20 protein-coding genes are annotated in these 23,497 nt (G+C 68.3%); 10 read left to right on the top strand and 10 right to left on the bottom strand.

All coding sequences use genetic code 11. The features are described from left to right. The first annotated feature begins 21 nt into the window (after positions 1 to 21). Entirely contained in the window at positions 22 to 390 is a 369-nt protein-coding gene (locus tag IFS44_RS13730; RefSeq protein ID WP_082447040.1) for an Mth938-like domain-containing protein, read from the top strand. Positions 391 to 417: 27 nt separating this feature from the next. Here IFS44_RS13730 and IFS44_RS13725 read toward each other — a convergent pair whose 3' ends face one another. From IFS44_RS13725 to IFS44_RS13715, 3 genes are all read right to left on the bottom strand, one after another. Further along, the gene (locus tag IFS44_RS13725; protein WP_192098858.1) at positions 418 to 1,599 is read right to left on the bottom strand and encodes a glycosyltransferase; all 1,182 of its coding nucleotides are present in this window, start codon (positions 1,597 to 1,599) and stop codon (positions 418 to 420) included. A gap of 43 nt (positions 1,600 to 1,642) precedes the next feature. Further along, entirely contained in the window at positions 1,643 to 2,125 is a 483-nt protein-coding gene (locus IFS44_RS13720) for a hemerythrin domain-containing protein (RefSeq protein ID WP_056409029.1), read from the bottom strand. 77 nt (positions 2,126 to 2,202) lie between these two features. Beyond that, a complete protein-coding gene (locus IFS44_RS13715; RefSeq protein ID WP_031395046.1) occupies positions 2,203 to 3,210 on the bottom strand; it encodes a class 1 fructose-bisphosphatase in 1,008 nt (335 codons plus the stop codon). 170 nt (positions 3,211 to 3,380) lie between these two features. Between IFS44_RS13715 and IFS44_RS13710 the strand changes: the two genes are divergently transcribed. Genes IFS44_RS13710 through IFS44_RS13700 form a run of 3 tightly spaced genes read left to right on the top strand, consistent with a single transcriptional unit; the run spans position 3,381 to position 6,372 of the window. Further along, complete coding sequence (locus tag IFS44_RS13710; protein ID WP_192098857.1) at positions 3,381 to 4,505, top strand: 8-amino-7-oxononanoate synthase; 1,125 nt, start codon at positions 3,381 to 3,383, stop codon at positions 4,503 to 4,505. After that, positions 4,502 to 5,125 carry a dethiobiotin synthase gene (gene bioD, locus IFS44_RS13705; protein WP_192098856.1) on the top strand — a complete coding sequence of 208 codons (624 nt, stop codon included), beginning with the start codon at positions 4,502 to 4,504 and terminating at the stop codon, positions 5,123 to 5,125. Before IFS44_RS13710 ends, bioD begins: the two co-directional genes overlap by 4 nt. Continuing rightward, a complete protein-coding gene (locus tag IFS44_RS13700; protein ID WP_192098855.1) occupies positions 5,122 to 6,372 on the top strand; it encodes an adenosylmethionine--8-amino-7-oxononanoate transaminase in 1,251 nt (416 codons plus the stop codon). Before bioD ends, IFS44_RS13700 begins: the two co-directional genes overlap by 4 nt. Here the strand turns inward: IFS44_RS13700 and IFS44_RS13695 are convergent. Then, the gene (locus tag IFS44_RS13695; RefSeq protein ID WP_192098854.1) at positions 6,369 to 7,031 is read right to left on the bottom strand and encodes a sulfite oxidase-like oxidoreductase; all 663 of its coding nucleotides are present in this window, start codon (positions 7,029 to 7,031) and stop codon (positions 6,369 to 6,371) included. The two genes, IFS44_RS13700 and IFS44_RS13695, sit on opposite strands and share 4 nt — an antisense overlap. A gap of 98 nt (positions 7,032 to 7,129) precedes the next feature. On the opposite strand from IFS44_RS13695, the gene IFS44_RS13690 reads away from it, so the two are divergent. Together IFS44_RS13690 and IFS44_RS13685 are read left to right on the top strand one after the other, a co-directional pair. After that, positions 7,130 to 8,230, top strand: a complete 1,101-nt coding sequence (locus tag IFS44_RS13690) for a glycosyl transferase (RefSeq protein ID WP_192098853.1) — start codon at positions 7,130 to 7,132, stop codon at positions 8,228 to 8,230. Between the two features lie 85 nt (positions 8,231 to 8,315). Beyond that, positions 8,316 to 9,485, top strand: a complete 1,170-nt coding sequence (locus tag IFS44_RS13685) for an aspartyl/asparaginyl beta-hydroxylase domain-containing protein (protein ID WP_244650316.1) — start codon at positions 8,316 to 8,318, stop codon at positions 9,483 to 9,485. An 18-nt stretch (positions 9,486 to 9,503) separates the two neighbouring features. Here the strand turns inward: IFS44_RS13685 and IFS44_RS13680 are convergent, their stop codons facing one another. The 3 genes from IFS44_RS13680 to IFS44_RS13670 are packed head-to-tail and all read right to left on the bottom strand — an operon-like array spanning position 9,504 to position 11,808. Further along, a complete protein-coding gene (locus IFS44_RS13680; protein ID WP_081877503.1) occupies positions 9,504 to 10,109 on the bottom strand; it encodes an energy transducer TonB in 606 nt (201 codons plus the stop codon). 51 nt (positions 10,110 to 10,160) lie between these two features. Next, the gene (locus tag IFS44_RS13675) at positions 10,161 to 11,489 is read right to left on the bottom strand and encodes an aspartyl/asparaginyl beta-hydroxylase domain-containing protein (RefSeq protein WP_342366425.1); all 1,329 of its coding nucleotides are present in this window, start codon (positions 11,487 to 11,489) and stop codon (positions 10,161 to 10,163) included. Continuing rightward, positions 11,464 to 11,808 (bottom strand): hypothetical protein, encoded by a 345-nt coding sequence (locus IFS44_RS13670; protein WP_192098852.1) that lies wholly within the window; start codon positions 11,806 to 11,808, stop codon positions 11,464 to 11,466. The genes IFS44_RS13675 and IFS44_RS13670 overlap by 26 nt, the downstream gene beginning before the upstream one ends. 93 nt (positions 11,809 to 11,901) lie before the next feature. On the opposite strand from IFS44_RS13670, the gene IFS44_RS13665 reads away from it, so the two are divergent. Next, positions 11,902 to 12,963, top strand: coding sequence for a hypothetical protein (locus IFS44_RS13665; RefSeq protein WP_244650315.1), 1,062 nt, complete (start codon positions 11,902 to 11,904; stop codon positions 12,961 to 12,963). A gap of 107 nt (positions 12,964 to 13,070) precedes the next feature. Here the strand turns inward: IFS44_RS13665 and IFS44_RS13660 are convergent, their stop codons facing one another. Then, positions 13,071 to 16,196, bottom strand: a complete 3,126-nt coding sequence (locus IFS44_RS13660; protein WP_056680710.1) for a TonB-dependent receptor domain-containing protein — start codon at positions 16,194 to 16,196, stop codon at positions 13,071 to 13,073. A gap of 227 nt (positions 16,197 to 16,423) precedes the next feature. On the opposite strand from IFS44_RS13660, the gene IFS44_RS13655 reads away from it, so the two are divergent. Beyond that, on the top strand, positions 16,424 to 16,957 hold the full coding sequence (locus tag IFS44_RS13655; RefSeq protein WP_192098851.1) for a hypothetical protein: 534 nt from the start codon (positions 16,424 to 16,426) through the stop codon (positions 16,955 to 16,957). A gap of 67 nt (positions 16,958 to 17,024) precedes the next feature. On the opposite strand, the gene IFS44_RS13650 is transcribed toward IFS44_RS13655, so the two are convergent. After that, on the bottom strand, positions 17,025 to 18,551 hold the full coding sequence (locus IFS44_RS13650; RefSeq protein ID WP_192098850.1) for a glycosyltransferase family 39 protein: 1,527 nt from the start codon (positions 18,549 to 18,551) through the stop codon (positions 17,025 to 17,027). Between the two features lie 63 nt (positions 18,552 to 18,614). Next, positions 18,615 to 20,924 carry a glycoside hydrolase family 3 N-terminal domain-containing protein gene (locus IFS44_RS13645; protein ID WP_446740859.1) on the bottom strand — a complete coding sequence of 770 codons (2,310 nt, stop codon included), beginning with the start codon at positions 20,922 to 20,924 and terminating at the stop codon, positions 18,615 to 18,617. A gap of 164 nt (positions 20,925 to 21,088) precedes the next feature. On the opposite strand from IFS44_RS13645, the gene IFS44_RS13640 reads away from it, so the two are divergent. Both IFS44_RS13640 and IFS44_RS13635 read left to right on the top strand, forming a co-directional pair. Then, the gene (locus IFS44_RS13640) at positions 21,089 to 22,156 is read left to right on the top strand and encodes a LacI family DNA-binding transcriptional regulator (RefSeq protein WP_192098849.1); all 1,068 of its coding nucleotides are present in this window, start codon (positions 21,089 to 21,091) and stop codon (positions 22,154 to 22,156) included. Further along, the coding region (locus IFS44_RS13635) for a TonB-dependent receptor (protein ID WP_244650314.1) at positions 22,153 to 23,497 on the top strand (1,345 nt) is incomplete at its 3' end. The genes IFS44_RS13640 and IFS44_RS13635, both read left to right, overlap by 4 nt.

The raw sequence follows: 23,497 nt of genomic DNA, 5'->3' as shown, positions 1-23,497 counted from the left end.
CGTGAGGACAAGCACGTGAGGATGGACAAGGAAAAGACCGACGGGCCGATGATCTCGGCGATCGGTCACGGCGGGTTCCGGGTCGACGACGGCTATTACACCGCGCTGCTGATCACCCCGTCGCGCGCCGACGGCTGGACCCCGCCGCCGTTCGAGACACTGGGCGCGGACGATGTCGCCAGCGTCCTCGCGCTGTCGCCCAGACCCGAATTCCTGCTGCTCGGCACCGGATCGCAGTTGCGCCAGCCCGCCGCCGCCTTCCGCCGCGCGGTCGAGGCGCAGGGCGTCGGGATCGAGGCGATGGACAGCCGCGCCGCCGCGCGCGCCTGGGCCGTGCTCCGTGGCGAAGGCCGCTGGATCGCCGCCGCGCTCTACCCGCTCGAAGGCTGAGGCTTTTCAGGCGCTTGGTCGGGCGCGCTAGGCCCCGCCCCCGACCAGCCCGGCCAGATGCGCGAACAGCGCGGCGCTGTTGGCCTCCCAGGTAAAGCGCGCCGCGACACGCCGCGTCGCCTCCCTCGCCGGCGGTGCCGCCAGGATCCCGGCAATCGCCGCACCGAACGCCGCCGCATCGCGCGGCACGATCCGGCCCGCCTCGTCCGACGTGACCACCTCGCCCGCACCGCCCGCATCGGTGATCACGATCGGCGTCCCGCAGGCGAGCGCCTCGACCCACGCATTCGCCAGCCCTTCGGACGCCGAGGCGAGCGCCATAACGTCGGCAGTCGCGACCAGCCGCGGAATCGCCTCATGCGCGACGCTCCCGAGCAGCCGGACCCTTTCCCCCACGCCCAGCGCGCGGATCAGCGCCTCCAGCCGCGCCCGGTCCCCCCCCTCGCCCGCGATCCTCAGCGAAACGCCCGGCAGGCGCGCGACCGCCTCGATCACCACGTCATGCCCCTTGCGCGGGATCAGCGCCCCGACCGACAGCACCAGCGGCCCCGTCACGCCCAGCCGCGCCGCCTCGGCCGCACGCGCCGCCGCGTCGATCGGGCGGAACCGCGCCTGGTCGACCCCGGTATGATGCACCCGGATTCGCGCCCCCGGCATCCCCATCGCGATCATGTCCGCCCGCATCGCCGCGCTGACCGCGAGCAGCCCGTCCGCCGCGCGGCCCGCACGCCGGATCTGCGCGCGCGTGCCCGCCGCGCGACCCCAGTGATGGATATCCGCCCCGCGCGCCTTGATCGACACGGGCACGCCATAGCGTCGCCCGAGCGCGACCGCGGCGACGCCGTCGGGGAAAAAGAACGATGCATCAATGACATCGAATGGAAAATCTGGCCGCAAGGCGTCGAGCACCGGGATCAGCGCGCGGGTGAGCGCCGCGGCATGCCACCGCCCCCCGGTCGCAGGGATCGTCGTGAACCGCGGCCGCTGCACGCCCACCCCGCGCCACGTCTCCTGGAGCGGTAGCTGCGCGAGCGGCGCGAAACGCGGCATCAGGCGCAGCGGCCCGGGCGGCAGGCCGATCGGTGCGACGACGCGCAGATCGACGCCCGGATGCGCCGCGAGCCCCAGCGTCTGCCGCTCGACGAAGACACCGAAATTGGGCCGGCTCGCATCGGGAAACAGCGTGGACAGGGTCAGGACGCGCATCATGGCCCTTGGTATCGCCGCCGGGTTAAGAACCCTGTCGCTGCGATTATTGCAGGTCGACCGGCCCGGTCGCGATCACCCCCGCGCGCAGGGCATCGTCATACAACAGCGCGCTTTCGCGCTGCACCTGATGCGTCAGCCGCGCGAGCATCGCTTCGGCCTCGCCGCGGAACTCATACCAGTCCGCAGGCTCGATCGTCGGCAGCCAGTGCGCGATGAACACCCGCCATTCGCGCCGCAGCGCGTCGAGTTCGGCGGCCATGACCGCGACCGTCTCGGGCGAATAGTCCGCCTCGGTCGCGATCGCGGTCAGGTCGATCACCTCGTCCTCGACGCCCAGATGATCCGCGACCAGCACCGCGAGCTCGAGCAGTTTGCGCGACGCCGCCGCGCAATTATGCCCGCGCCGCTGCAACAGCGCGACAAGGTCGGCGCAGCGTTCGGCGATACGGTCATGATCGTCGATCAGGCGTCGCCACGACGTCCGATCGTCACGCTGTTCGGCGAGTCTTTGTGAGGTGACTTCCATCGAATTTCTCCCCTTTTCAACGCGCGCCCTCGTCCGTCATGCCCCAACCCCCGACCGCCGGCGGGTGACGATGCGCGCTACTCCCGATAGGCGGTGGTTATCGCTTCGACTTCTGCCGGATCGCCCATGATCAGGCCGATCCGCTGGTGCAGGCTGCTCGGCTCGATCGACAGGATGCGCTGCTCGCCATCGGTGGCGGCGCCACCGGCCTGCTCCATCAGCATCGCCATCGGATTGCCCTCGTACATCAGCCGCAGCTTGCCGACCTTGCCCGGCTGGCGGACGTCGCGCGGGTACAGGAACACGCCGCCGCGCTTGAGGATGCGGTGCGCGTCGGCGACCATCGATCCGGTCCAGCGCATGTTATAATCGGTGCCGATCGGCCCGTCCTTGCCCGCGATCCGCTCGTCGATGAACCGCGTTACCTCGGGCGACCATTGCCGCGCATTCGACGTGTTGATCGCGAATTCGCGCTTGCCGCCGGGCATGCGGATATTCGTGTCGGTCATCACCCACGACCCGATCTCGCGGTCGAGCGTGAACTCGTGCACCCCCGCGCCGACCGTCAGCACCAGGATCGTCTGCGGACCATAGACCGCATAGCCCGCCGCGACCTGGGTCTGCCCCGCCTGGAGGAAGTCCTGCTCGGACACATCGGCGCCCGACGCGGTCTCGGCCGCGCGCAGCACCGAAAAGATCGTGCCGACCGACAGGTCGACGTCGATGTTGCTCGACCCGTCGATCGGATCGAATAGCAGCAGATATTCACCCTTGGGATAGCGATTGGGGACGAGGTGGATCGTCTCCATCTCCTCCGACGCCATCGCCGCCAGATGCCCGCCCCACTCGTTCGCCTCGAGCAGCATCTCGTTCGCGATCACGTCGAGCTTCTTCTGCACCTCGCCCTGGACATTCTCGCTCTCGAGGCTGCCGAGCACGCCGCCCAGCGCCCCCTTGCCGATCGCATGGCTGATCGCCTTGCACGACCGCGCGACGACCTCGATCAGCAGGCGCAGCTGCGGCTGCAGCGTGCCGGCCTCGCGTTGCTGTTCGATCAGGAACTGGGTCAGCGTCTTGCGCTTCATGGGCAGGGTACCTTCAACCGGAATGGAGAATGCAATCGTGGTTAGCCAAGCCGATCCTGCTATACCATAGGAGAGAAATGCCCGATCCGACCGAACGATCCCTCTTTATGACGGGGTGTTTCGGCCAATCGGCTCGCGCTGGCGCGGCGTTGTCGCTAGAGGCTGCCGCGATGTCCGCGTTCGATCAGCATCATCGCGACCTCTCCGCACTTGCCACGGCAACGCGCCGCCGCGCGCTGATCGCGCGGCAAGGGGTTGATTTCGCATCCAATGATTATCTCGCGCTCGGCCAGAGCGGGCGGATCGCCGCGGGCGTCGCGGCCGCGCTGGCGCGCGGCGTCGCGGTCGGTTCGGGCGGATCGCGGCTGCTCCGCGGCAATGATCCCGAACATATCCTGCTCGAAGCCGAAGCGGCGGCGTTCTTCGGGGCGGAGGCGGGGTTGTACTTCTCGACCGGGTACGCCGCCAACGCCGCGCTGTTCGCGACGCTGCCGCAGACCGGCGACCTTGTCGTCCACGACGCGCTGATCCATGCGAGCGCGCATGAGGGGATGCGGCTCGGTCGCGCGGCATGTGTCTCGGCGGCGCATAACGACGTCACCGCCTTTGCCGATGCGATCGCGCAGTGGCGCCGGGCGGGCGGCACCGGCCGGCCCTGGATCGCGGTCGAAAGCCTCTACAGCATGGACGGCGACCGCGCGCCGCTCGACGCGCTCGTCGCGCTCGCCGAGGCGCATGACGGCGTCGTGCTGATCGACGAGGCGCATGCCACCGGCGTGTTCGGCGACGATGGCCGCGGCCTCGCCGGGCATCTGGAGGGACGGCCCGACATCGTTACCTTACGCACCTGCGGCAAGGCGATGGGGTGCGAGGGCGCGCTGGTCTGCGGCCCCGACGTGGTCCGCGACTTCCTCGTCAACCGGGCCCGCGCGTTCATCTTCTCGACCGCACCCTCGCCGCTGATGGCGAGCGCCGCGCGCGCGAGCCTCCAGATCCTCGCCGACGAACCCGAACGCCGCACCGCCCTGCGCGCGCTCATCGCCACCGCCGAAACCGTGCTCGCACCGTACGGCGTCGTGCCGACCGGATCGCAGATCCTGCCGCTCGTGCTCGGCGACGATGCGACGACGATGCGCGTCGCGGCGGCGGTCCAGGCGGCAGGGTTCGACGTTCGCGGGATCCGCCCGCCGACCGTGCCCAAGGGCACGTCGCGCCTGCGGATCTCGCTCACGCTCAACGTCACCGCACCCCAGATTGCGGGGCTCGGCGACGCGTTGCAAAAGGCCCTGTCATGACCCGCCTCGTCGTTACCGGCACCGACACCGATGTCGGCAAGACCGTCTTTGCCGCCGCGCTCGCGGGCGCGCTCGACGCAAGCTATTGGAAACCGGTCCAGGCCGGGCTCGACGGCGGCAGCGATGCGTCGCGCGTCGCCGCGCTGTCCGGCCTCGCGCGCAAGCGGATCCTGCCCGAGGCCTATCGGCTGACCACGCCCTGCTCGCCCGACCGCGCGGCGACGCTCGACGGCGTGACGATCGACCTCGACCGGCTCGTCCCTCCCGCGCTGCCCGGCCCGCTGGTGATCGAGGGGGCGGGCGGGGTGATGGTGCCGCTGACCGACACCCGCGTCTTTGCCGACCTGTTCGCGCAGTGGCGGCTGCCCGTCGTGATCGTCGCGCGCACCGCGCTCGGCACGATCAACCACAGCCTGTTGTCGATCGAGGCGCTGCGCCGCCGCGACGTGCCGATCCTCGGCGTCGCGTTCGTCGGCGACGCGGTCCCGCACAGCGAGGCGGCGATCGTCCGGCTGGGCGACGTGCGGCATCTCGGCCGGCTGCCGATGCTCCCCCGGCTCGACGCCGCCACGCTCAGTGCCGCCTTCGCCGCCAGTTTCCGGCTCGAGGATTTCCGATGACGTCGCCGATCTGGCATCCCTTCACCCAGCATGGTCTGGGCGACCCGATCCCCCGCATCGTCCGGACCGAGGGGGCGGCGCTCCACACTAGCGACGGGCGGCGGATCGTCGATGCGATCTCGTCCTGGTGGGTGACGACGCATGGCCACCGCCATCCCCGGATCATGGCCGCGATCGCCGAGGAGGCGGGGCGGATGGACCAGATCATCTTCGCCGGCTGGACGCACGAACCCGCCGAAACGCTCGCGCACGGCCTCGTCGCGATCATGCCCGAGGCGCTGCGCCACGTCTTCTTCTCCGATTCCGGCTCGACCGCGGTCGAGGTCGCGCTGAAGATGGCGCTCGGTTACTGGCGCAACCGCGACGAACCGCGCGACCGGATCCTGGTGCTCGAACACAGCTATCACGGCGACACGATCGGGACGATGTCGGTCGGTGAACGCGGCGTCTACAACCGCGCCTATGCGCCGCTGCTGTTCGACGTCGGCACCATCCCCTTCCCGCACCCCGGCGCCGAACAGGCCACGCTCGACGCGCTCGAGGCGGCATGCCGCGCCGCGCCCGCCGCGTTCATCGCCGAACCGCTCGTGCTCGGCGCGGGCGGCATGCTGATCTATCCGCCGCGCGTGCTCGCCGAGATGCGCGCGATCTGCGCCCGTCACGCCGTGCTGTTCATCGCCGACGAGGTGATGACCGGCTGGGGCCGTACCGGCACGCTGCTGGCCTGCGAACAGGCCGGCGTCGTGCCCGACATCCTCTGCCTGTCCAAGGGCTTGACCGGCGGCGCGGTCCCGCTCGCGGTGACGATGGCGACCGCGGAGATCTTCGACGCGCATGTGTCCGACGATCGCGCGCGCATGTTCTTCCACTCCTCGAGCTATACCGCCAACCCGATCGCCTGCGCCGCCGCCAACGCGAACCTCGCGATCTGGCGCGACGAGCCGGTGCACGACAGGATCGCGACGCTCGGTGCACGACAGGCGGCGCAGCTCGCCCGCATCGCCCGCCTGCCCGGCGTGACCAACCCGCGCCGCATCGGCACGATCGCCGCGGTCGACCTGCAGGTCGGCGATCGCGGCTATCTGTCGGATCTCGGCCCGAAACTGCTGCGCTTCTTCACCGCACACGACCTGTTGCTGCGACCGCTCGGCAACACCGTCTACGTCATGCCGCCCTATTGCATCGACGAGCCCGACCTCGACGCGATCTATGCCGCGATCGAGGAGGCGTGCGCGACCCTGCTCTAGTCCTCGCTGTAGCGTTCCTCGGCCCAGGGGTCGCCGCGCCGGTGATAGCCATTGACCTCCCAGAAGCCCGGCTTGTCCGCGCCAAGGAATTCAATCCGCGAAATCCACTTCGCGCTTTTCCAGAAATAGAGATGCGGGATGACGAGGCGGACCGGGCCGCCATGCTCGCGGGTCAGCGGCTTGTCCTGCCAGCTGTGGACGAGCAGCGCGTCCGCCGCGGCGAAATCGGCCAGTGGGACATTGGTGGTGTAGCCGTCATAGCCGTGCAGCGTCAGGAACGCCGCCGCATCCCCCGGGCCGACATGGTCGAGCAGATCGCGCGTCGTCACACCCGACCAGTCATTGTCGTAGCGCGACCAGGTCGTGACGCAGTGAATGTCCGACCGCACCGCGGTCTGCGGCAACGCCATGAACCCCGCCCAGTCGAGCGTCACCGGCCGCTCGACCATCCCGTCGATCGTCAGCCGCCACCGCTCGCGCGCGATATCGGGCTGCTTGCCGAGATCGAGCACCGGCCAGTCGCGGACCAGATGCTGCCCCGGTGGCAGGCGGTCGCCCTCCGCGCGGTCCGTCGCTCCCGTCAGGAACTTGCCCTCGCTTGCCCAGCGTTGCTTCGACCGCGTCAGCTTGGTCGGTTCGGACCTGTCATCATCGCTCATGCGGCACAGACTAGGCGGCTTGCGGCGACGGGGCCACCGTCGATTTCCCGGGGGATTTCCCAGGGGATTTCACGCTGCAGAGCGGGTATCCCCCGATAATGCCTCAACCGATCACCTTCTATGTCGGCCATCAGGGCCGCGGCCATGCCAATCGCGCGATGGCGATCATCGACGCGTTGCCCGCCGGCCGCGCCGTCACGATCCTGACCGCGCGGCCCGCATTGTTCGACGGGTTCGCGCGCGCCGTCACGCTGGTGCCCCTGCCCGACGAGGGCGCGGCCAGTGACAGCCCCCCGCCGGCGCTCGCGGCGCAGCCGACCCCCGACATCCTCCACCGCGCACCGATCGGCGACGCGGCGATCCGCGCGACGATGCGGACGATCCTCGACCATCTCGACACGGTCGATCCCGCGCTGTTCGTGGTCGACGTCTCCGCCGAGATCGCGCTGCTGGCCCGCATCGCCAGCGTCCCCGCGATCGGGATCCGGATGCACGGCAACCGCGGCGATGCCGCGCATCTCGCCGGCTATCGCGCCTGTGTCGGCCTGCTCGCGCCCTTCGACGAAGCGCTCGAACAGCCCGAGACCCCTGACTGGATTCGCGCCATGACCCATTATGCGGGCGGGCTGTGCACCGCGCGGGACGTCGTGCCGGGCAAGACGGAGGCGCGGGCGATGCTCGGCCTCTCCCCCGACCGCGAGATCGTCGTCGTGCTGACCGGCGGCGGCGGCGCAGGCACGCCCTATGCGCCGCTGACCATGGCCGCGCGCGCACTGCCAAAGACCGACTGGCTAGTGCTCGGCCCCGTTCAGCGCGAAGGCCATGAGACCGATTTCGGCAATCTCCACCTACGCGGCTGGGTCTCGACGATCACCGCGCACATCGCCGCGGCCGACGTCGTCGTCGCCTCCAGTGGCGATACCATCGTCCACGAAATCGCGCGGGTCGGCCGCCCCTATGTCTGCGCGCCCGAATGGCGCTATTTCGACGAACAGATGCGCAAGGCCGAACGCCTGGCCGAACTCGGCGCAGCGATCCTGGTGCCAAGCTGGCCCGGCGCATCGCCCCCATGGCGCGGCCTGCTGGACGCCGCCAAGGCGCTCGACCCCGCCGCACTCGCAAGCCTCCACACCCCCACCGCCGCCGCCAGCGCCGCGGATTATCTCGACCGGCTCGCCACCGATCTCTGGACACGCTGAACCGGCACGATCGGGTTGAAAGACGGGCGGGTCCGATCCGGACGTTTTTAGCTGTATCCGGTTCATTGCCAGGCTAGCCTGCGTCATGCACCTGACCCGGCCACAGGCCGACTTGCTCGCCCGTGAGGGCATGACCGCGCTGCGCAACGGCGACGCCGCTGTCGCCTATGAAAAATTGTCGCTGTTGCGCGACGGCGCACCGGGCATGCCCGCGCCCTGGTTTCTGATCGCGCAGGCGGCGCAGGCGCTCGGGCGCGACGACGAGGCCGACGACGCGCTCGTCCGCTTCCTCGCGACCGAGCCCCGGCATCTCGGCGCGCTGCTGACGATGGCAGCGCTCAAGCGTCGTCGTGGGGACGATCGTGCGGCGGAGTCCTTCTATCGTACCGCGCTGTCGGTCGCGTCCCAGCCGGGTGCGACCATCGCCCCCGCGCTCGTCCCCCTGCTTCGGGCAGGCGAGACCTTCCTGACCGAAGTCGCCGGCCGCTTCTCGGCGCATCTCGACGCGGCTCTCAAGGACATGCCCCGCGCGGCGGGTCCCCGGATCCGCCACGCGCTCGACCTGCTGCTCGGCCGGAGCGAGCTCTATCTGCAGCAACCCTCGATGTTCTATTTCCCGGGTCTGGCGCAGCGTGCCTATTTCGAACGCGACGAGTTCGCCTGGGTCGCCCCGATCGAAGCGGCGACCGGCGCGATCCGCGCCGAACTCGACGCGGTGCTCGCGGCCGGACAGGGCTTTGCACCCTATGTGCAGACGATGGCCGGTCGACCACCGCCCGCGAACCCGCTGCTCGACGATCCGGGCTGGGGCGCCTTTCACCTCTGGCGTGGTGGCGTGCCGGTCGAGCCCAATGCGACGATGTGCCCGAACACGATGGCCGCGCTATCGCTGGCGCCGATCCCCGTCATTCCCGGCCGGTCGCCGATGGCGATCTTCTCGCGGCTGACCCCCGGCACGCATATCCGCCCGCATCACGGCATGCTCAACACGCGGCTGATCTGCCACCTACCCCTGATCGCGCCCGACGGATGCGCGCTGCGCGTCGGGTCCGAGACGCGCCCGTGGCGCGACGGCAGGATGCTGATATTCGACGATTCTTTCGAGCACGAGGCGTGGAACCGGGGGACGCAGACCCGGATCGTCCTGCTGTTCGAAGTCTGGCGTCCCGAACTGACCGCAACCGAACGCGACGCGCTGACCGACATATTCGCCGCGATCGACCGGTATCAGGGTCCCGTCGTCGATACGGGCTAAGCGCGGGCGGCGTGTCGATCAGTCGCCCGGCATCGCGCGGGTATGCATCTCGCGGGTTTCGTCCTGCGCCAGTTCATACTGGCGTCGCCATTCCGCCTTGGTCAGGCAGATGCGCTGGCTCGCGACCAGCGAGCCCGTCCTCGCCTGCGCACGACAGATCTTCTTCTCCGGCAAGGGCCCCGCGGTTGCTGATGCGGTCGTGGGTCGGACACCCGCAGGCAGCGTCCACACGACTTGCCCCTCCTGCCGGGTCGTCGGCCCGCCGCCGCCCGGTGCGACATAGGCCGCAATCTGCGCATGCGAGAACAGGAAGTCGCACGTCGCCTCGTCGAGTGACGCAAAGCCGCTGCTCTTCGAAACCGCACATTCGCGCAACCGCCCCTGCCGATCGACGGTGACGCTGATCCCGACGGTTCCCTGCTCGCCGCGACGCAGCGCCCCGCGCGGATAGTTGGCGAGCTGAACCCGTGCATTCTTTTCCCGGAGCGCCTGCAGCGCGGGATCGTCTGCAGATGCAGTGGAGACGGGTGCGATTTGCGCCCCAACGGCTGATAGGCCGACCATACCCCCGACGAGCGTGATGACCCACGACCCCCGGCTTGCCCATGACAGCATCGTCCGCATAGTTTCGTCTCCCAGCCAGTATTTCACCACCGCAGCCTCGCGCGGGCAAGCTCAATCCACCACGTCGCCCGCCATGCCCAGCTGCGCGCCGAGCGTCCCGAACATCCGCCGCATCATCGCGATTTCGCTCGCGGTAAGATGCGGGTTCCAGACGTCGACGATCAGGACGGCGCGAATCTCGTCGCTGTCGTTCCACGCCTCATGCTCGATCGTGTCGTCAAACACGAACGCCTCACCGACGCGCCACGCTCGGGTCTCGCCACCGACCCGAAAGCCGCATCGGTCGGGAACGATCAGGGGGAGATGCACGACGGACCGGATATTGCTGACCCCCGTATGCGGCGGCAGCCGCGTGCCGGGCTTGAGGACCGAGAAGAAGGCGGACGGCCCGCGGCCGGGAATGTCCGCCAACGGCAGCGTCTCCAGCATCGCCGCGGTTTGCGGGCACCGCGTGCACACCGCATCGTCGCGCACGCCATACCGCCACAGATATCGGGCGCACCACAGATCCGACCCGTCGAGCGAGGTCCACCGGTTCGGCGGCGTGCCCGGCGTCATCGCGACATAGGGCGCGAAGCCCGGTGCCCCATCGGCAAGAAGGTTTTCCAGCTCTGCGCGGATCGCCGGCGTGGCCGCTTCGAACGCGGCCAGCCAGGGAAAATGCCGCCGCGGGAAGAATTCGTCCGCGGGCAGGAATGGAAAATGCAGCCCATGGGGTACCGGCGCATGGATCGCCCGACGACCGAGCATCGCATCGATACAGACGTCGATGCGACGTCGGTCGTCCGCGGCCGCATCCTCCCGCAACGGTGCAAGCGCCGTATCGATGGCATCGGACAGCGCACGTGTATGCTGCGCGATCCTATCAGAGGCACGGACGAGGAGCTGGCTCAACGCCGGCGACCGCTCGGGGAGCGACTGAACGATCGTGGCCACCCCACCCCAGCGAAACGCCGCCGCCGCAGTGTTACCGACGCGGTCCTGGAGTTCGGCCAGCCGGACGTTCGCCATCAGATTGCGCTGGTCGAGCGCAAGTGCGCGTTCGAGCGCGGTCTGTTCCCCCACGCTGTCGCCGAGCCCGCGATAGGCGCTCGCCAGGTTCATCCACAGCGACGACGCGGCAGGGTCAGCTGTCGTCGCGCGCGCGAAATAGCCGACCGCCATACCATCGCCCCGCGCCAACGCGTCGAGGCCCAGCGCGTTGAGCGCAACAGGATGCTCGGGCGCAATGCCGAGCACGTCGTGAAAGACGGCGCAGGCCCGCGCACCGTCGCCGGCACGCTGCGCGGTCTCGGCGGCTTGCAAGAGCATCTCGAGCGACGGCCCCGGCTGCTGGCGCATCACCGGGGCGCCGTTATTGCGCACCGCTGCGTGCGGCACGTTCGACCATATCCTGTCCCGCGGCACGTCCCGCCTGCGCGATCTGGTCCCATTCCGCGCGCGTATGGCATTCGCATCGCGTCTCGATCAGCGATCCCGACGGCGCCGATCGCTTGCAGATCCGACGCTCGGCCGGCGGCGTCGCGGCCGGTGGTGCCTCATCGCGCTGCGCCATCGTTGCGCCGGCCGCTGCCACAGTGAACGCGGACGGCGCCGCCACGATCAGCGACGCCGCGGCAAGACCCGATCGGACCGCCGATCCACACCATGTCGTCCGCATCATCATGCCGCTCCGCAATGCATTGCCGGTACGCATCATGACGGGTCCTTTCAGTTTCGCAACGAGATTTTGGCCGATTCGGACGTACCAAGACCGGTGGCGGCCGGGACCATGATATGCGATCCCGATGCCATGACCCGTCCGACCCGCCCGCCCGCCCCCGCCCGGGAATCCGCCACGTCCGTCGGCGCACAGATCGGCGATCCGTGCTGGCTGGCCCATCGTTACGATCCCGACCATGATGCGGTGCATTTCATCGCGGCGGACCGGGCGCAGCGTGGCGTGGCGACCTTCCTCACCGACGAGTATCTGCCGTCGTCGGCCACGCCGATCGTGGTGCCACGACGCGACGCCGTCGCGGCCGCCCCGCCCGCTGCACCGGTTCATTTCATTTTCCACTCGGCCTATTGCTGTTCGACGATGCTGGCGCAGGCACTCGACATGCCGGGCTTCGCCACCGCGTTGAAAGAGCCGGTAATCCTCAACGATCTCGTCGGCTGGCGCCACCGCGGCGGTCATCCCGCGCGCGTCGGTGAGGTCCTCGACGCGACGCTGAGACTGCTTGGCCGCGCCTTCGGACCCGGCGAGGCGGTGGTGATCAAGCCGTCGAACGTCGTCAACGCCCTCGCGCCTGCGATGCTGGCGATGCGGCCACAGGCCCGCGCCGTGCTGCTCTACGCGCCGTTGCGCATCTATCTGACGTCGATCGCACGAAAGGGCATGTGGGGCCGGCTTTGGGTGCGCGAGCTTCTCGCCAAACAGCTCGCCGACGGCATCGTCGATCTGGGCCTCACGCCCGAGGACATCTTTAGGCTGACCGATCTGCAGGCGGCGGCGGTAGGGTGGATCGCGCAGGCCGATCTGTTCGCTGGCTTGGTGGCCCGCTTTCCGGACCGCGTCAGAACGTTGCAGAGCGAAACCCTGCTCGCGAACCCCTTCGCCGCGGTGACGGCCCTGGCACGATTCTATACACTGCCCGACGATCCGGCGACCGTGCAGGCGCTGCTCGACGGCCCTGCCTTTGCGCGCAATGCCAAGGACGGCAAGACCTATGGCGCGGCGGACAGGGCACGCGAGCACGAGACCGGCGCGGCACTCCACGCCGACGAGATCGACAAGGTGGTCATCTGGGCAGAGGCGGTCGCACGCACCGCCGGCGTCGCGCTTGATCCCCCGGCGCCCCTGCTGGGCTAGGCGCTCGTCCCACCACCACGCGCAGCCGATAGTTTCGCGGTCGAGCCCGAACAAAAAAAGGGGCGGTTCCGAAGAACCGCCCCATTCAAGACCGAGATGGCCTGACCCTAGAAATGCAGGTTCGCACCGATCGCAAAGCGGCGGCCCAGTGCGTCATACGTCGACGGATAGGTGTTGCCGCTGTTGAAGCTGGTCGAACCCACCGTGGACCCAACGAGCGGCGGCTGCTTGTCGAACAGATTCTGGACCGTGACGGTCAGGTCGAAATTCTCGGCAATGCCGATCCGCGTCGACAGGTCGATATAGTCGTAGGACGGGATCCGCGTGAAATCCGCAGACTGGCCGGCAAGAGCGCCACCGGTGAGCGTACCGCTGAACGCCGCCCCGTTGCCGTTGACGACATCGTCCGGCTCCTGCTGGACGTTATCGATGTGACGCCACAGCACCGACACGTCGATATTGTCGACGAAGGTGAACGTCGCACGGGTGTTCCAGGTGAATTCGGGCTGGATCGAGCCCGAGCCCCCCGCCGCGGCGCTGGCCGCGCCGCCGCAATTGACCGAATAATAGCCGATGCACTCACGATTGATGAGGCCCGGCGCGGCCTGGAAGGTCGCGGAGTTTGACCAGTTGCCCTGGAACGACAGGCCCAGCTTGACGCCCTGGGTCAGCGGCGTGCGATAGTTGATAGCAAGATCGATACCATCGGTCTTGACGGTGCCGAGGTTCGAGATCGCAGCGAGCAGGCCGCGCGTCGTTGCCGGATCGCCATCGAGCCCGCCCGTGACCGGGTTACGCGAAATTGCGAGGCAGGCCGGGCTGGTGGCGCTCGCCGCGGTGATGGTGTCGAAGCAGTTGGAGATGATATCGCCCGGCGCGAACTGCGAAATCGCGCCCTTGATCTTGATGTTGTAGTAATCGACGTTGATCGAAAGGCCGGGAATGATCTGCTGCGGCTGGATGACGAGGCCGAGCGTGTAGCTGTCCGACTTTTCCGGACGCAGGTCGAGGTTACCGCCGGACGTGATGTTCGCCTGACCCGCAGTCGGAACCGCAATGAGGCCGATGGTCGAGGCCGGTGCGCCCTGCGCAAGGCAGACGGCGCGCAGATTGGCATCGTTGACCGGCGCTGCACCGGCGCAACGATCGGTCGCCAGGTTGGTCAGACCCGTATTCACCGGCGAGAACAGCTCGCTGATCGTCGGTGCGCGGACTGCACGCTGATAGCTGCCGCGAACCTTCAGGCCCGTGACAGGCTCCCAGCTGCCGCCGCCCTTGTAGGTGGTCGTGTTATACGAGGGCGAGTTGGCCGCGAAGACCTTGTAGTGCGAGTAGCGGACGCCCGCTTCGAGCGTCAGGCTCTGGAAGAACGGACGATCCTGGACGAGCGGTGCGATGAGCTCGCCAAAGCCTTCGCTGACTTCATAGCCACCGTCGATGTTCGGCGCGGCGCCACCGGCGCCACCGAGTTCGCCAGCGGTCTGTGCCAGCGTATCCGAACGCTGCGACGCACGGTACTTGCGATACTCCGCACCGGCCGCGAAACCGATCGAGTCGCTCGCGAACGGCGAGGCAAAGCCGAAATCACCGTTGAGGACCGCGCGGGCCTGCGCCAGCGAGGTACGAACGGTCGTCGTGCTCTCACCCGTGATATACGAGGTCATATCGGGGGTGATCGAACCGTCGGCACCGAAGACGTTGAGCGGAACGCAGCCGGTTCCCGCGTCGATCGCCGCACCGCCGGGCGCACCGCCAAGGCAGCTCGTGGTATTGGTCGCATAGACCGCGGACCGTACGCGCGACGTCAGGACATAGCCCTGCAGCGTCTGCGTATTCTCCGATTCCCCGTAACCGCCCGAGACGTCGAGCTTGATACCCTCGGTCAGCCCGACCTTCACGCCGGCACGATAATCGAAGATCGTCGTCTGGAAGTTCGAGATGCGCGGCCCGACCTCGGTCGTCCGGCGCGACAGGTTTGTCGTGATCGTGCGGAAGTTCGGGTTTGCCGTCGTCACGCCGCCCACGGTGACGGTCGGGCTGGTCGCGGTTGCGGCAAGGTCGCACTGCGCCTGCGTGATGCTGGCGGCGGCGCAGAACTGGTTTCGCGCACCAGCCGGCAGATAGGGGTTCGACAACGGCACGACGATCGACGAGTTGAACACGCCCGACGGCGCGATGATCGTGTCGACGGTGTTCTTCGAGAACAGGCCGCGCGTATAGATCTCGACGCTGTCCGACACTTCGTAATGGCCGGCGCCATACATGTTGAATCGCTCGAACGGCGTCTGGAAGATGTTGTACGGGTTGAAGTTGAACGGAATGACCGCCGTCGTCAGCGAACCCGTGGCCGGGTTGATCTGGCGACGACCGCCAAGCGTGAAGACCGATGGGACCGTCGTGCCCGAGCCGCTGCTCGCGCCCGAGAACGAGTCGTAATTCTGCACCGAATAGTCGCGCTCGCCCTGATAGACGGGATCCGACTGCTGGTAGCCGACCGAGAAGACCGCGTTACCGCGGCCATCGTCGAAATTGGCGCCGATCGTGATGTCGCCGCGGAAATACGCGCCATCGCCACGCTCGGTGATCTGGTTCGAGACCGAAGCGTCGATGCCCGAGAAGTCCGACCGCGTGATGAAGTTGACGACGCCCGACACGGCGTCCGCGCCGTAGGTGGTGGCGGCGCCGCCGGTCAGCGTGTCGACCCGCTCGACCAGTGCGAGCGGGATGTTGTTGAGATCGACGCGACCGAGCAGACCCGATGGTGCGATGCGGTTGCCGTCGAGCAGGACGACGTTGCGGAACGAGCCGAGGCCGCGAAGATCGACATAGGACGCGCCGCCATTGCCGTTGTTGACGGCCGAACCGATGCTCGGCGTCGCACCGGGCAGCGTGCGCAGAATGTCTTCGGCGGTGTTCGACTGGCGAAGCTTGATTTCCTCCTGGCCGATGACGGTCACTGGCGACGAGGCGATCAGTGCGGGGTTCTTGATCAGCGAGCCGGTAACGACGATGTCACCCTGGCTGTTCTCCGTGCTCGGCGCGGCTTCCGACGTCGTCATGCCAACTTCGCCCTGGGCGTTGGCGCCCGGCGTGGTCGACTGAGTCGCGGTCGCGCCGCCGGCGCGGATCCCTGAATTGTCACCTTGGACCTGTGCGAAGGCTGGCGTGGCGAACGTCGTCGCCCCCATCAGCAACGTGGTCGCAAGCAAATGGGCGCGAGCAGCAGATGTCATAAATACCCCTTTGTCGCCGGTGAATGCACCGTGCATTTTCTCCGGATTTTCCGGTTCTGGTCACGATCTATCCAGCCACGCCATTGCGCTGCAACAATTATCGTCGATTCGGACCTTTTCTCATTTCGTTTGCGACATCACCGTGACATAACCGCAACATAGTGTCGTATGGTGAAACTCGAGGCTGGGTTCTGCCAAGCCAAAGCTCATAAGGCGATCATATGCGAATGTTGTCGGCCATCTCTGTTACCCTGTCAGCGCTGCTCGTCGGCGCCCTGCCGATCGCCCCGGCTGTCGGCGCGCAGGCCAGAGAAGACTCTTCGAAGACATTGGATGCGCTGGCCGCGTGCCGGGACATAACGGCCGATGCAGCCCGGCTTGCCTGCTTCGACACGACCGCCGGGCAGATTGCGCGCGCGCGCCAGGCAGGCGACCTGCTTGCGCTCGACCGTGGCAAGGTTATCGAGCGCAAACGCCAGCAATTCGGCCTCGCCGATGCCGGTCAGAGCCCGCTCGGCGGCGGTGAGGCGGATCGCGTCACACGCGTTACGGAGGTGCAGACCACGATCACCACGGCAAAGCCGGCGAGCTATGCGCGGTTCGCGCTGCAACTGGCGAACGGCATGGTCTGGGAAACGATCGAGCCGCTCTCGCTGCAGCCCCGGCCGGGTACCGCCATCACCATCCGGCAGGCAGGCTTTGGCGGGTTCAAGGCGTCGATCACCGGCGAGCGCGCGATTCTGGTCAAACGTCGGCGCTGATCCGGGCAAGGCGCAACGCCTGATCGCGCGTGGCGGCATTGCGCGGAACTGGTGCAGCGTCTTCGCGTCATGCGCGACAGACGCCGGGCACCCCCTTCAACCGGATCAGCGCGACCGACGGGGCGCTGTCGTGTGTCAGCGGCTCGACGGTGACCGATGGATCGTCGAGCATCGGCGAGCGGAAGGGTCCCCACCCGACCACGACCGCGCACGGCGCACGGCGCAGCCGGTCACGCACGGCCCGTGCCGATAGATGCGGTCCCGCGTACAGCCCATCGGCCCAGCGCTCGCGATCGACGGACTGCATGACGATCGGCTGCGGTCCGCTTTGCCCGTCGTTCGTACGATAATGGTCAAGCGCCAGCGCGACCGCATCGTCACCGACGATCACGAGCGAAGGCCGATGGCGTTCGATCAACGCCGCAGCCTGGTCCCAATGGTCCCGTTCGCGGTTGGGGAGCCAGTTCGCCAGACCGACCGCGCTCAGACCGAGCAGCAGGATGCCGGCTGCGCGCGCCACGAACGTCGACGGGATCCGCGTTACGCCCAACGCGAGAAGCACGAGCTCGGGCCCGCTGGCCCAGCTCAGCGTGCGTGGCAGGAATATCGGCACGCGCTGGCTGATCGCGAACAGCAGTACCGGTGCGCCGATCGTCAGGACGGCGAGCAGCCGTATCTCGGGCCGCGCCGCGCGAACCGCGCACACCGCCAGCCCCGCGAACACCCCCGCTAGCAACAGGGTGCCCGCCAGCCCCGCGAACACCCCCGCTAGCAACAGGGTGCCCGCCAGCCCCGGCTGGTCGGCATAGAGCGGCAGGTAGACCTGTGCCGTCATCGCGACTGCGTCGCGCCATGACGGCGTAGCGATCCACGCGATATTGGTCACGGGCATCGTCATCTGGCGGACGCTGATCATCGCCCACCACCCCCAGCCGGCCAGCACCGCGACGTTCGTCGCCAGCCACCGCGCCTGTGCCCGCCGGTCACCCCGCAGCAGCCAGAGCATCGTCACCCCCGCCAACCCGGCAAACAGCGCGAGCGTCGTATGCGTGTACAGGCCGATAAGCGTCGCAAGGCCGTAGAGGCACAGTCCACCCGACGTCCGCCGACGCAGATAGAGCACCATGCCAGTGCAGGCGAGCAGCACCGCCAGTTGCGCGAGCGCATAGCCGCGCACCTGTTGGCTCAGATCCGTGCCCAGCGCGGACAGAGACAGCAGCGCGGCGGCGAGCAGCCCGACCTTCGCATCCCCGACCGCTCGCCCTAGCCCATAGGCCGCACCGATCCCCGCCGTCCCGATCCCGATCGGCAAGAGCCGCACCGCGACATCATCCTGGCCGACCAGCGCGATCCAGCCCGACAGCATCGTGTAGAACAGTGGCGGGTTCGTCTCGCGCAGCATCCAGCTGCTCCACAGCCGCCCCACGGGCTGGCGGGCGAATTCGAGCGACGCCAGCTCGTCATACCAGAGCGAATACTGCGCCGTGTGGATGCGGAATGCCGCAACGGCGACGAGCATCAGCGCCAGCATCAGCAGCGCGCGCAGGCGTCCCGCCGCCGCCGGGGAACCACCATGCTGATCGACCCGCTTCACCCGCATCGCCTTTCCCGATCACGCGCGCCCGCACAAGGGGCGGCCTCACCGCATCGACGATCGTCAGACGAGCTGGAACTCCCCGGATACACCCTCCGCCTGCGCGGACGGCGCGATCCACAAATGGAAGCGGCCCGGCTCGACCGTCGGCACGAGATCCCGGCCGATGAAGAGCAGGTCGTCGCGACGCAGCGTGAACGACACGACCTGCCGCTCGCCCGGTTTCAGCGCGACACGGCGAAACGCTTTGAGTTCGCGCACCGGACGCGTCACGCTGGCCGCGAGATCGCGGATATAGAGCTGCACGACCTCTTCGGCGGCGCGCGTGCCGCTATTGCCGATCGTCGCGCGCACCGTCAGCGCGCCATCGGTCGACAGCTGCGCAGCGCCGAGATCGATCGACTCATAGTCGATCGCGCCATAGGTCAGGCCATGACCGAACGGGAACAGCGCGGCATTGGCGAATTCGCGGTAGCGCGCCTTGTATTCGAGCAGCGGGCCCGGCGGGTTGGGCCGCCCGGTGTTCTTGTGATCATAATGATAGGGCTCCTGCCCCGTGGCATGCGGGAAGGAAACGGGCAGCCGCGCCGACGGCCCAGTCTTGCCGAACACGATGTCGGCGATCGCCGGCCCGTCCTGCGACCCCAGAAACCAGGTGACGAGGATCGCCGGCGCCTTGAGCACCGCGTCGCTGAGCACCAGTGCACGGCCGGTACGCAGCAGCACGACGATCGGCGTGCCGGTCGCTGCCACCGCCTCGGCCAGTGCCATCTGCGCGGCGGGGATCACGATCGACGCCCGCGACTGCGCCTCGCCCGACATGCGCTGGCTCTCGCCGACCGCCAGCAGGACGACATCGGCAGCGCGTGCGGCGGCCACGGCTGCGGCAATCCCGCCGGGGAGCGGATCGTCGATCCCCGACCCTGGCGTCACGCTGACCTGCGCCGGATCGGCCACTGCGGCCCGGATACCGGTCGCCAGATCGACCGCTTCGGCGTCGGTGCCGTACACGTTCCACGGACCGATCAGGTCGTGCTGCCCGGCCGCGAACGGGCCGATCAGCGCGATCCGCCGTCCCTGTCGCGGCAGCGGCAGCAATGCGCCCTCATTCTTCAGCAGGACGATCGACCGCGCCCCCGCATCGCGGGCCAGCGCCAGCGTCTCGCGCGTCCGGATCCGCGTCTTCTCGCGACGCGGGTCGATCCGCCGGAACGGATCGTCGAACAATCCGAGCGCGACCTTGAGCGCGAGGACGCGGCGGACCGCCTGGTCGAGCCGCGCCATCGGCACCTCGCCCGCCGCGACGAGCGCCGGCAGATGCGCCAGGTAGAACCCGCTTTGCATGCTCATGTCGACGCCGGCCATGAAGGCGAGCTTGGTCGCTTCGCGCGCATCCGTCGCAAAACCGTGCGCGATCAATTCCTCGTCGCCGGTATAGTCGGACACGACCAGCCCGCCAAAGCCCCATTCGCGGCGCAGGATCTGCGTCAGCAGCCACGCATTCGCGGTCGCCGGGACGCCCGAAATCTCGTTGAACGCCGCCATCGTCGTCGCAGCGCCGGCGTCGAAGGCCGACTGGAACGGCGGAAAATACACCTCGCGCAGCGTACGCTCGGACACGTCCACCGTGTTGTAGTCGAGCCCGGCTTCGCCCGCGCCATAAGCCGCGAAATGCTTGGCGCAGGCCGCGACCGCGTCCGACGCCGCCAGTCCCCGCTCGCCCTGGAACCCGCCGACCCGCGCGGCCGCCATCATCCGGCCGAGCAGGACATCCTCGCCCGCCCCCTCGACACCACGGCCCCAGCGCGCGTCGCGCGCGACATCGACCATCGGCGCGAACGTCCAGTCGATCCCCGATGCCGCCGCCTCGGCCCCCGCGGCCCGGGCGGTGCGCCGCGCAAGGTCGGGATCGAAGCTTGCCGCCTCTGCCAGCGGGACCGGAAACACGGTGCGCAGCCCGTGAATCACGTCGGCGGCGAACAGCAGCGGGATCTTCAACCGCGACTGGCGCATCGCAGCGGTCTGCATCCGCTGTGCCATAACCGCGCCATTGCCGTTGAACACCCCGCCCAGACGCCCGGCGCGGACCTGCGCGAGCTGTTCGTCGAAACTCGACGACCCGCCCGCCGGGTTGAGCGCGGTCGCCGCCCCCCCCGCCCAGGCCGCCGCCATCAGCGTCAACTGCCCGGCCTTCTCGACGACAGTCATGCGCGCAAGCACGGCTTCGACCGATGCAGGCAAGGCACGCGCCTGTGCCGTTTGCTGTTGCAGCAGCGCGCGCGCGGGGCTCGCCGCCCAGGCGGTCACCGCCCCGGCCCCCATGATCATCGCCCGTCGTGAAATCGTCCGTTGTGCCATCGTCGCCGCCGTCATCCGCTAACCCTTCGCCCGTGCCTGCTTCGACCGCCCGGCTCCACCGGGCTGATGATCGTTGCAAGGTTCTTGATCCCCGTTTCTGGATCATGTAACCGGTTACATCAAGAACAACATTTCCAGCCGCGAACGACGGCCGACGCCAGAGGGGATCCTGACCAGCCATGTCGCACGCCACTATCCGTGATATTGCCCGCGAGGCGGCGGTGTCGGTAGCGACCGTGTCGCGGGCAATGAACGGGCTGGCCAGCGTCCGCCCCGAATTGCGCAAGCATATCGAGGAGGTCGCATCGCGGCTTGGCTATGTCCCGCATGCCGCGGCGCGACACCTGAGCTCAGCCCGCTCTGGCATGATCGGCGTGGTGATCCCCGATCTCCATGGCGAATTCTTCTCCGAACTGCTGCGCGGCATGGACCGCGAGGCGTCGGAGCGCGGGCTGTACCTGATGCTGATGAGGATGCACGGCGACGCGGCGCGTGGTGTTGCGGCGCTGAACGCGATGCGCGGTCGGGTCGACGGGCTGCTGGTGATGGCCCCTCAGGTCGCGGCGGACGAGCTGCTCGCGCACCTGCCGCGCGACATGCCCGCGGTGCTGCTGAACTGTGCGCCGGGGCAGCCCGGTCGCGCCGAACTGCGCATCGACAACGCCGCCGGCGCCGCCGCGATCGTCGAGCATCTGATCGCGACCGGTCGTCGTCGGCTGGTCCATATCACCGGCCCCGAGGGGAATATCGATGCCGAGGAACGCTGTCGCGGCGCGCGCGACGCCTGTGCGCGTGCAGGCATCACACTGCGCATCCTGCCGGGGGACTTCAACGAACCCTCGGGCATCGCCGCCGCCGCGACCCTTCTCGACGAGGGGTGCGACGCCGACGCGATCTTCGCCGCGAACGACATGATGGCGATCGGCGCGATGATGACGCTGAAACGGGCCGGGATTGCCGTTCCGGCGCAGATTGCGATCGCCGGTTTCGACGACATCCCGCTCGCCCGGCTCATCACGCCGTCGCTGACCACCGCGAGCATCGACATCGCGGCCTTCGGCGCGCGCGGCGTCGCACGGCTGGCAGGCGCGATTGCCGGGCAGGACGATGGCCTGCCCGAGCAGCGCATCCCGGTCGTCGTCATACGGGAATCGTCTGGCCAGCCCGACCCGGCACGACCCAACGCATTTCTATCCACAATCCACAACGAGACACCCGATCAATCGGGAACAGGGGAACGACCATGACCAAGATGATGTTGCGTGCGGCAGCGCTTTCGCTGACGGCGCTGTCCGGCGGGGTGCTGTTCGCCCCCGCGCCGGCAGCCGCCCAGGTCGGCCAGGCGTCGCTACGCGGCACGATCACCGCGCCGGCGGACAATCCGGTCGTCGAGGTCACCGCGGTCGAGGTCGCGACCGGCCTGCGCCGCACGGTGCCCGCCGACGCCGCTGGCGGCTACAACTTCGCGTCGCTGCGCGCGGGCACCTATCGGCTCGAGATCAAGCAGCGCACCGGCACGCGCAATTCCGACAGCTTCACGCTGCGCGTCGGGCAGAGCGCCGGGCTCGACCTCGACCTGTCGAGCGCCGCGACGCCCCCCGCCGCTCAGCCGACAACGCCCGGTGCCGAACCCGATCCGACGGCGGACACCGGGGCGACTCCGGCCGCAGGCGGCGCGGGCGACGAGATCGTCGTCACCGGCAACCGGATCCGCTCGCTGTCGGGCGGCCAGGTCGGCAGCAACATCACGCAGCGCCTGATCGAGCAACTGCCGCAGAACAACCGCAACTTCCTTGCATTCGCCGATCTCGCACCGGGCGTCCGCTTCATCGAGGACGCCAGCGGCGCGTCGCGCATCCAGGGCGGCGGCCAGGACAGCCGCACCGTCAACGTCTTCGTCGATGGCGTCAGCCAGAAGGATTACGTCCTCAAGAACGGCATAACCGGCCAGGATTCATCGCCCGGCAACCCCTTCCCGCAGCTCGGCATCGGCGAGTATCAGGTGCTGTCGTCGAACTACAAGGCGGAGTTCGACCAGGTCAGCTCGGTCGCGATCACCGCGGTGACCAAGTCGGGCACCAACGAATTCCACGGCGAGGGCTTCTTCGACTACACCAACCAGAAGCTCCGCGACCGTCGCCCGAGCGAGATTTTCCCGACCACGATTCCGAAGGTGGACACGAGCAACAAGCAGTTCGGCGCGGCCCTGGGCGGCCCGATCATTAAGGACAAGGCGCACTTCTTCTTCACCTATGAAGGCAAGCGCATCACCAGCCCGTACGACGTGCGACCCGAGAACGGCTATCCGGTCGCGTCGATCCCCGAACAATATCGGGACGATTTCGGTACCTTCGCGCAGCGGTTCAAGGAAGACCTGTACTTCGGCAAGATCGATATCGTGCCGACCGACAATGATCTGATCGAGCTGTCGGGCAAATATCGCAACGAATCCGGGCTGCAGAACGCGACGGGCATCAACGCCGCGAGCACGTCGACGCTGAACAAGGTCGTCGACAAGCGCGGCCTGCTGCGCTGGCAGCATACGGGCGATTGTGTTGAAAAAGTCGGGCTTGCAGTAGTGTCGGCGG

Source organism: Sphingomonas sp. CFBP 13706, from assembly GCF_014842355.1.
GTDB classification, from domain to species: Bacteria; Pseudomonadota; Alphaproteobacteria; order Sphingomonadales; family Sphingomonadaceae; genus Sphingomonas; species Sphingomonas aerolata.
Note: the sequence above shows the minus strand (reverse complement) of the source record. Positions and strands in the feature narration are given on the sequence as shown.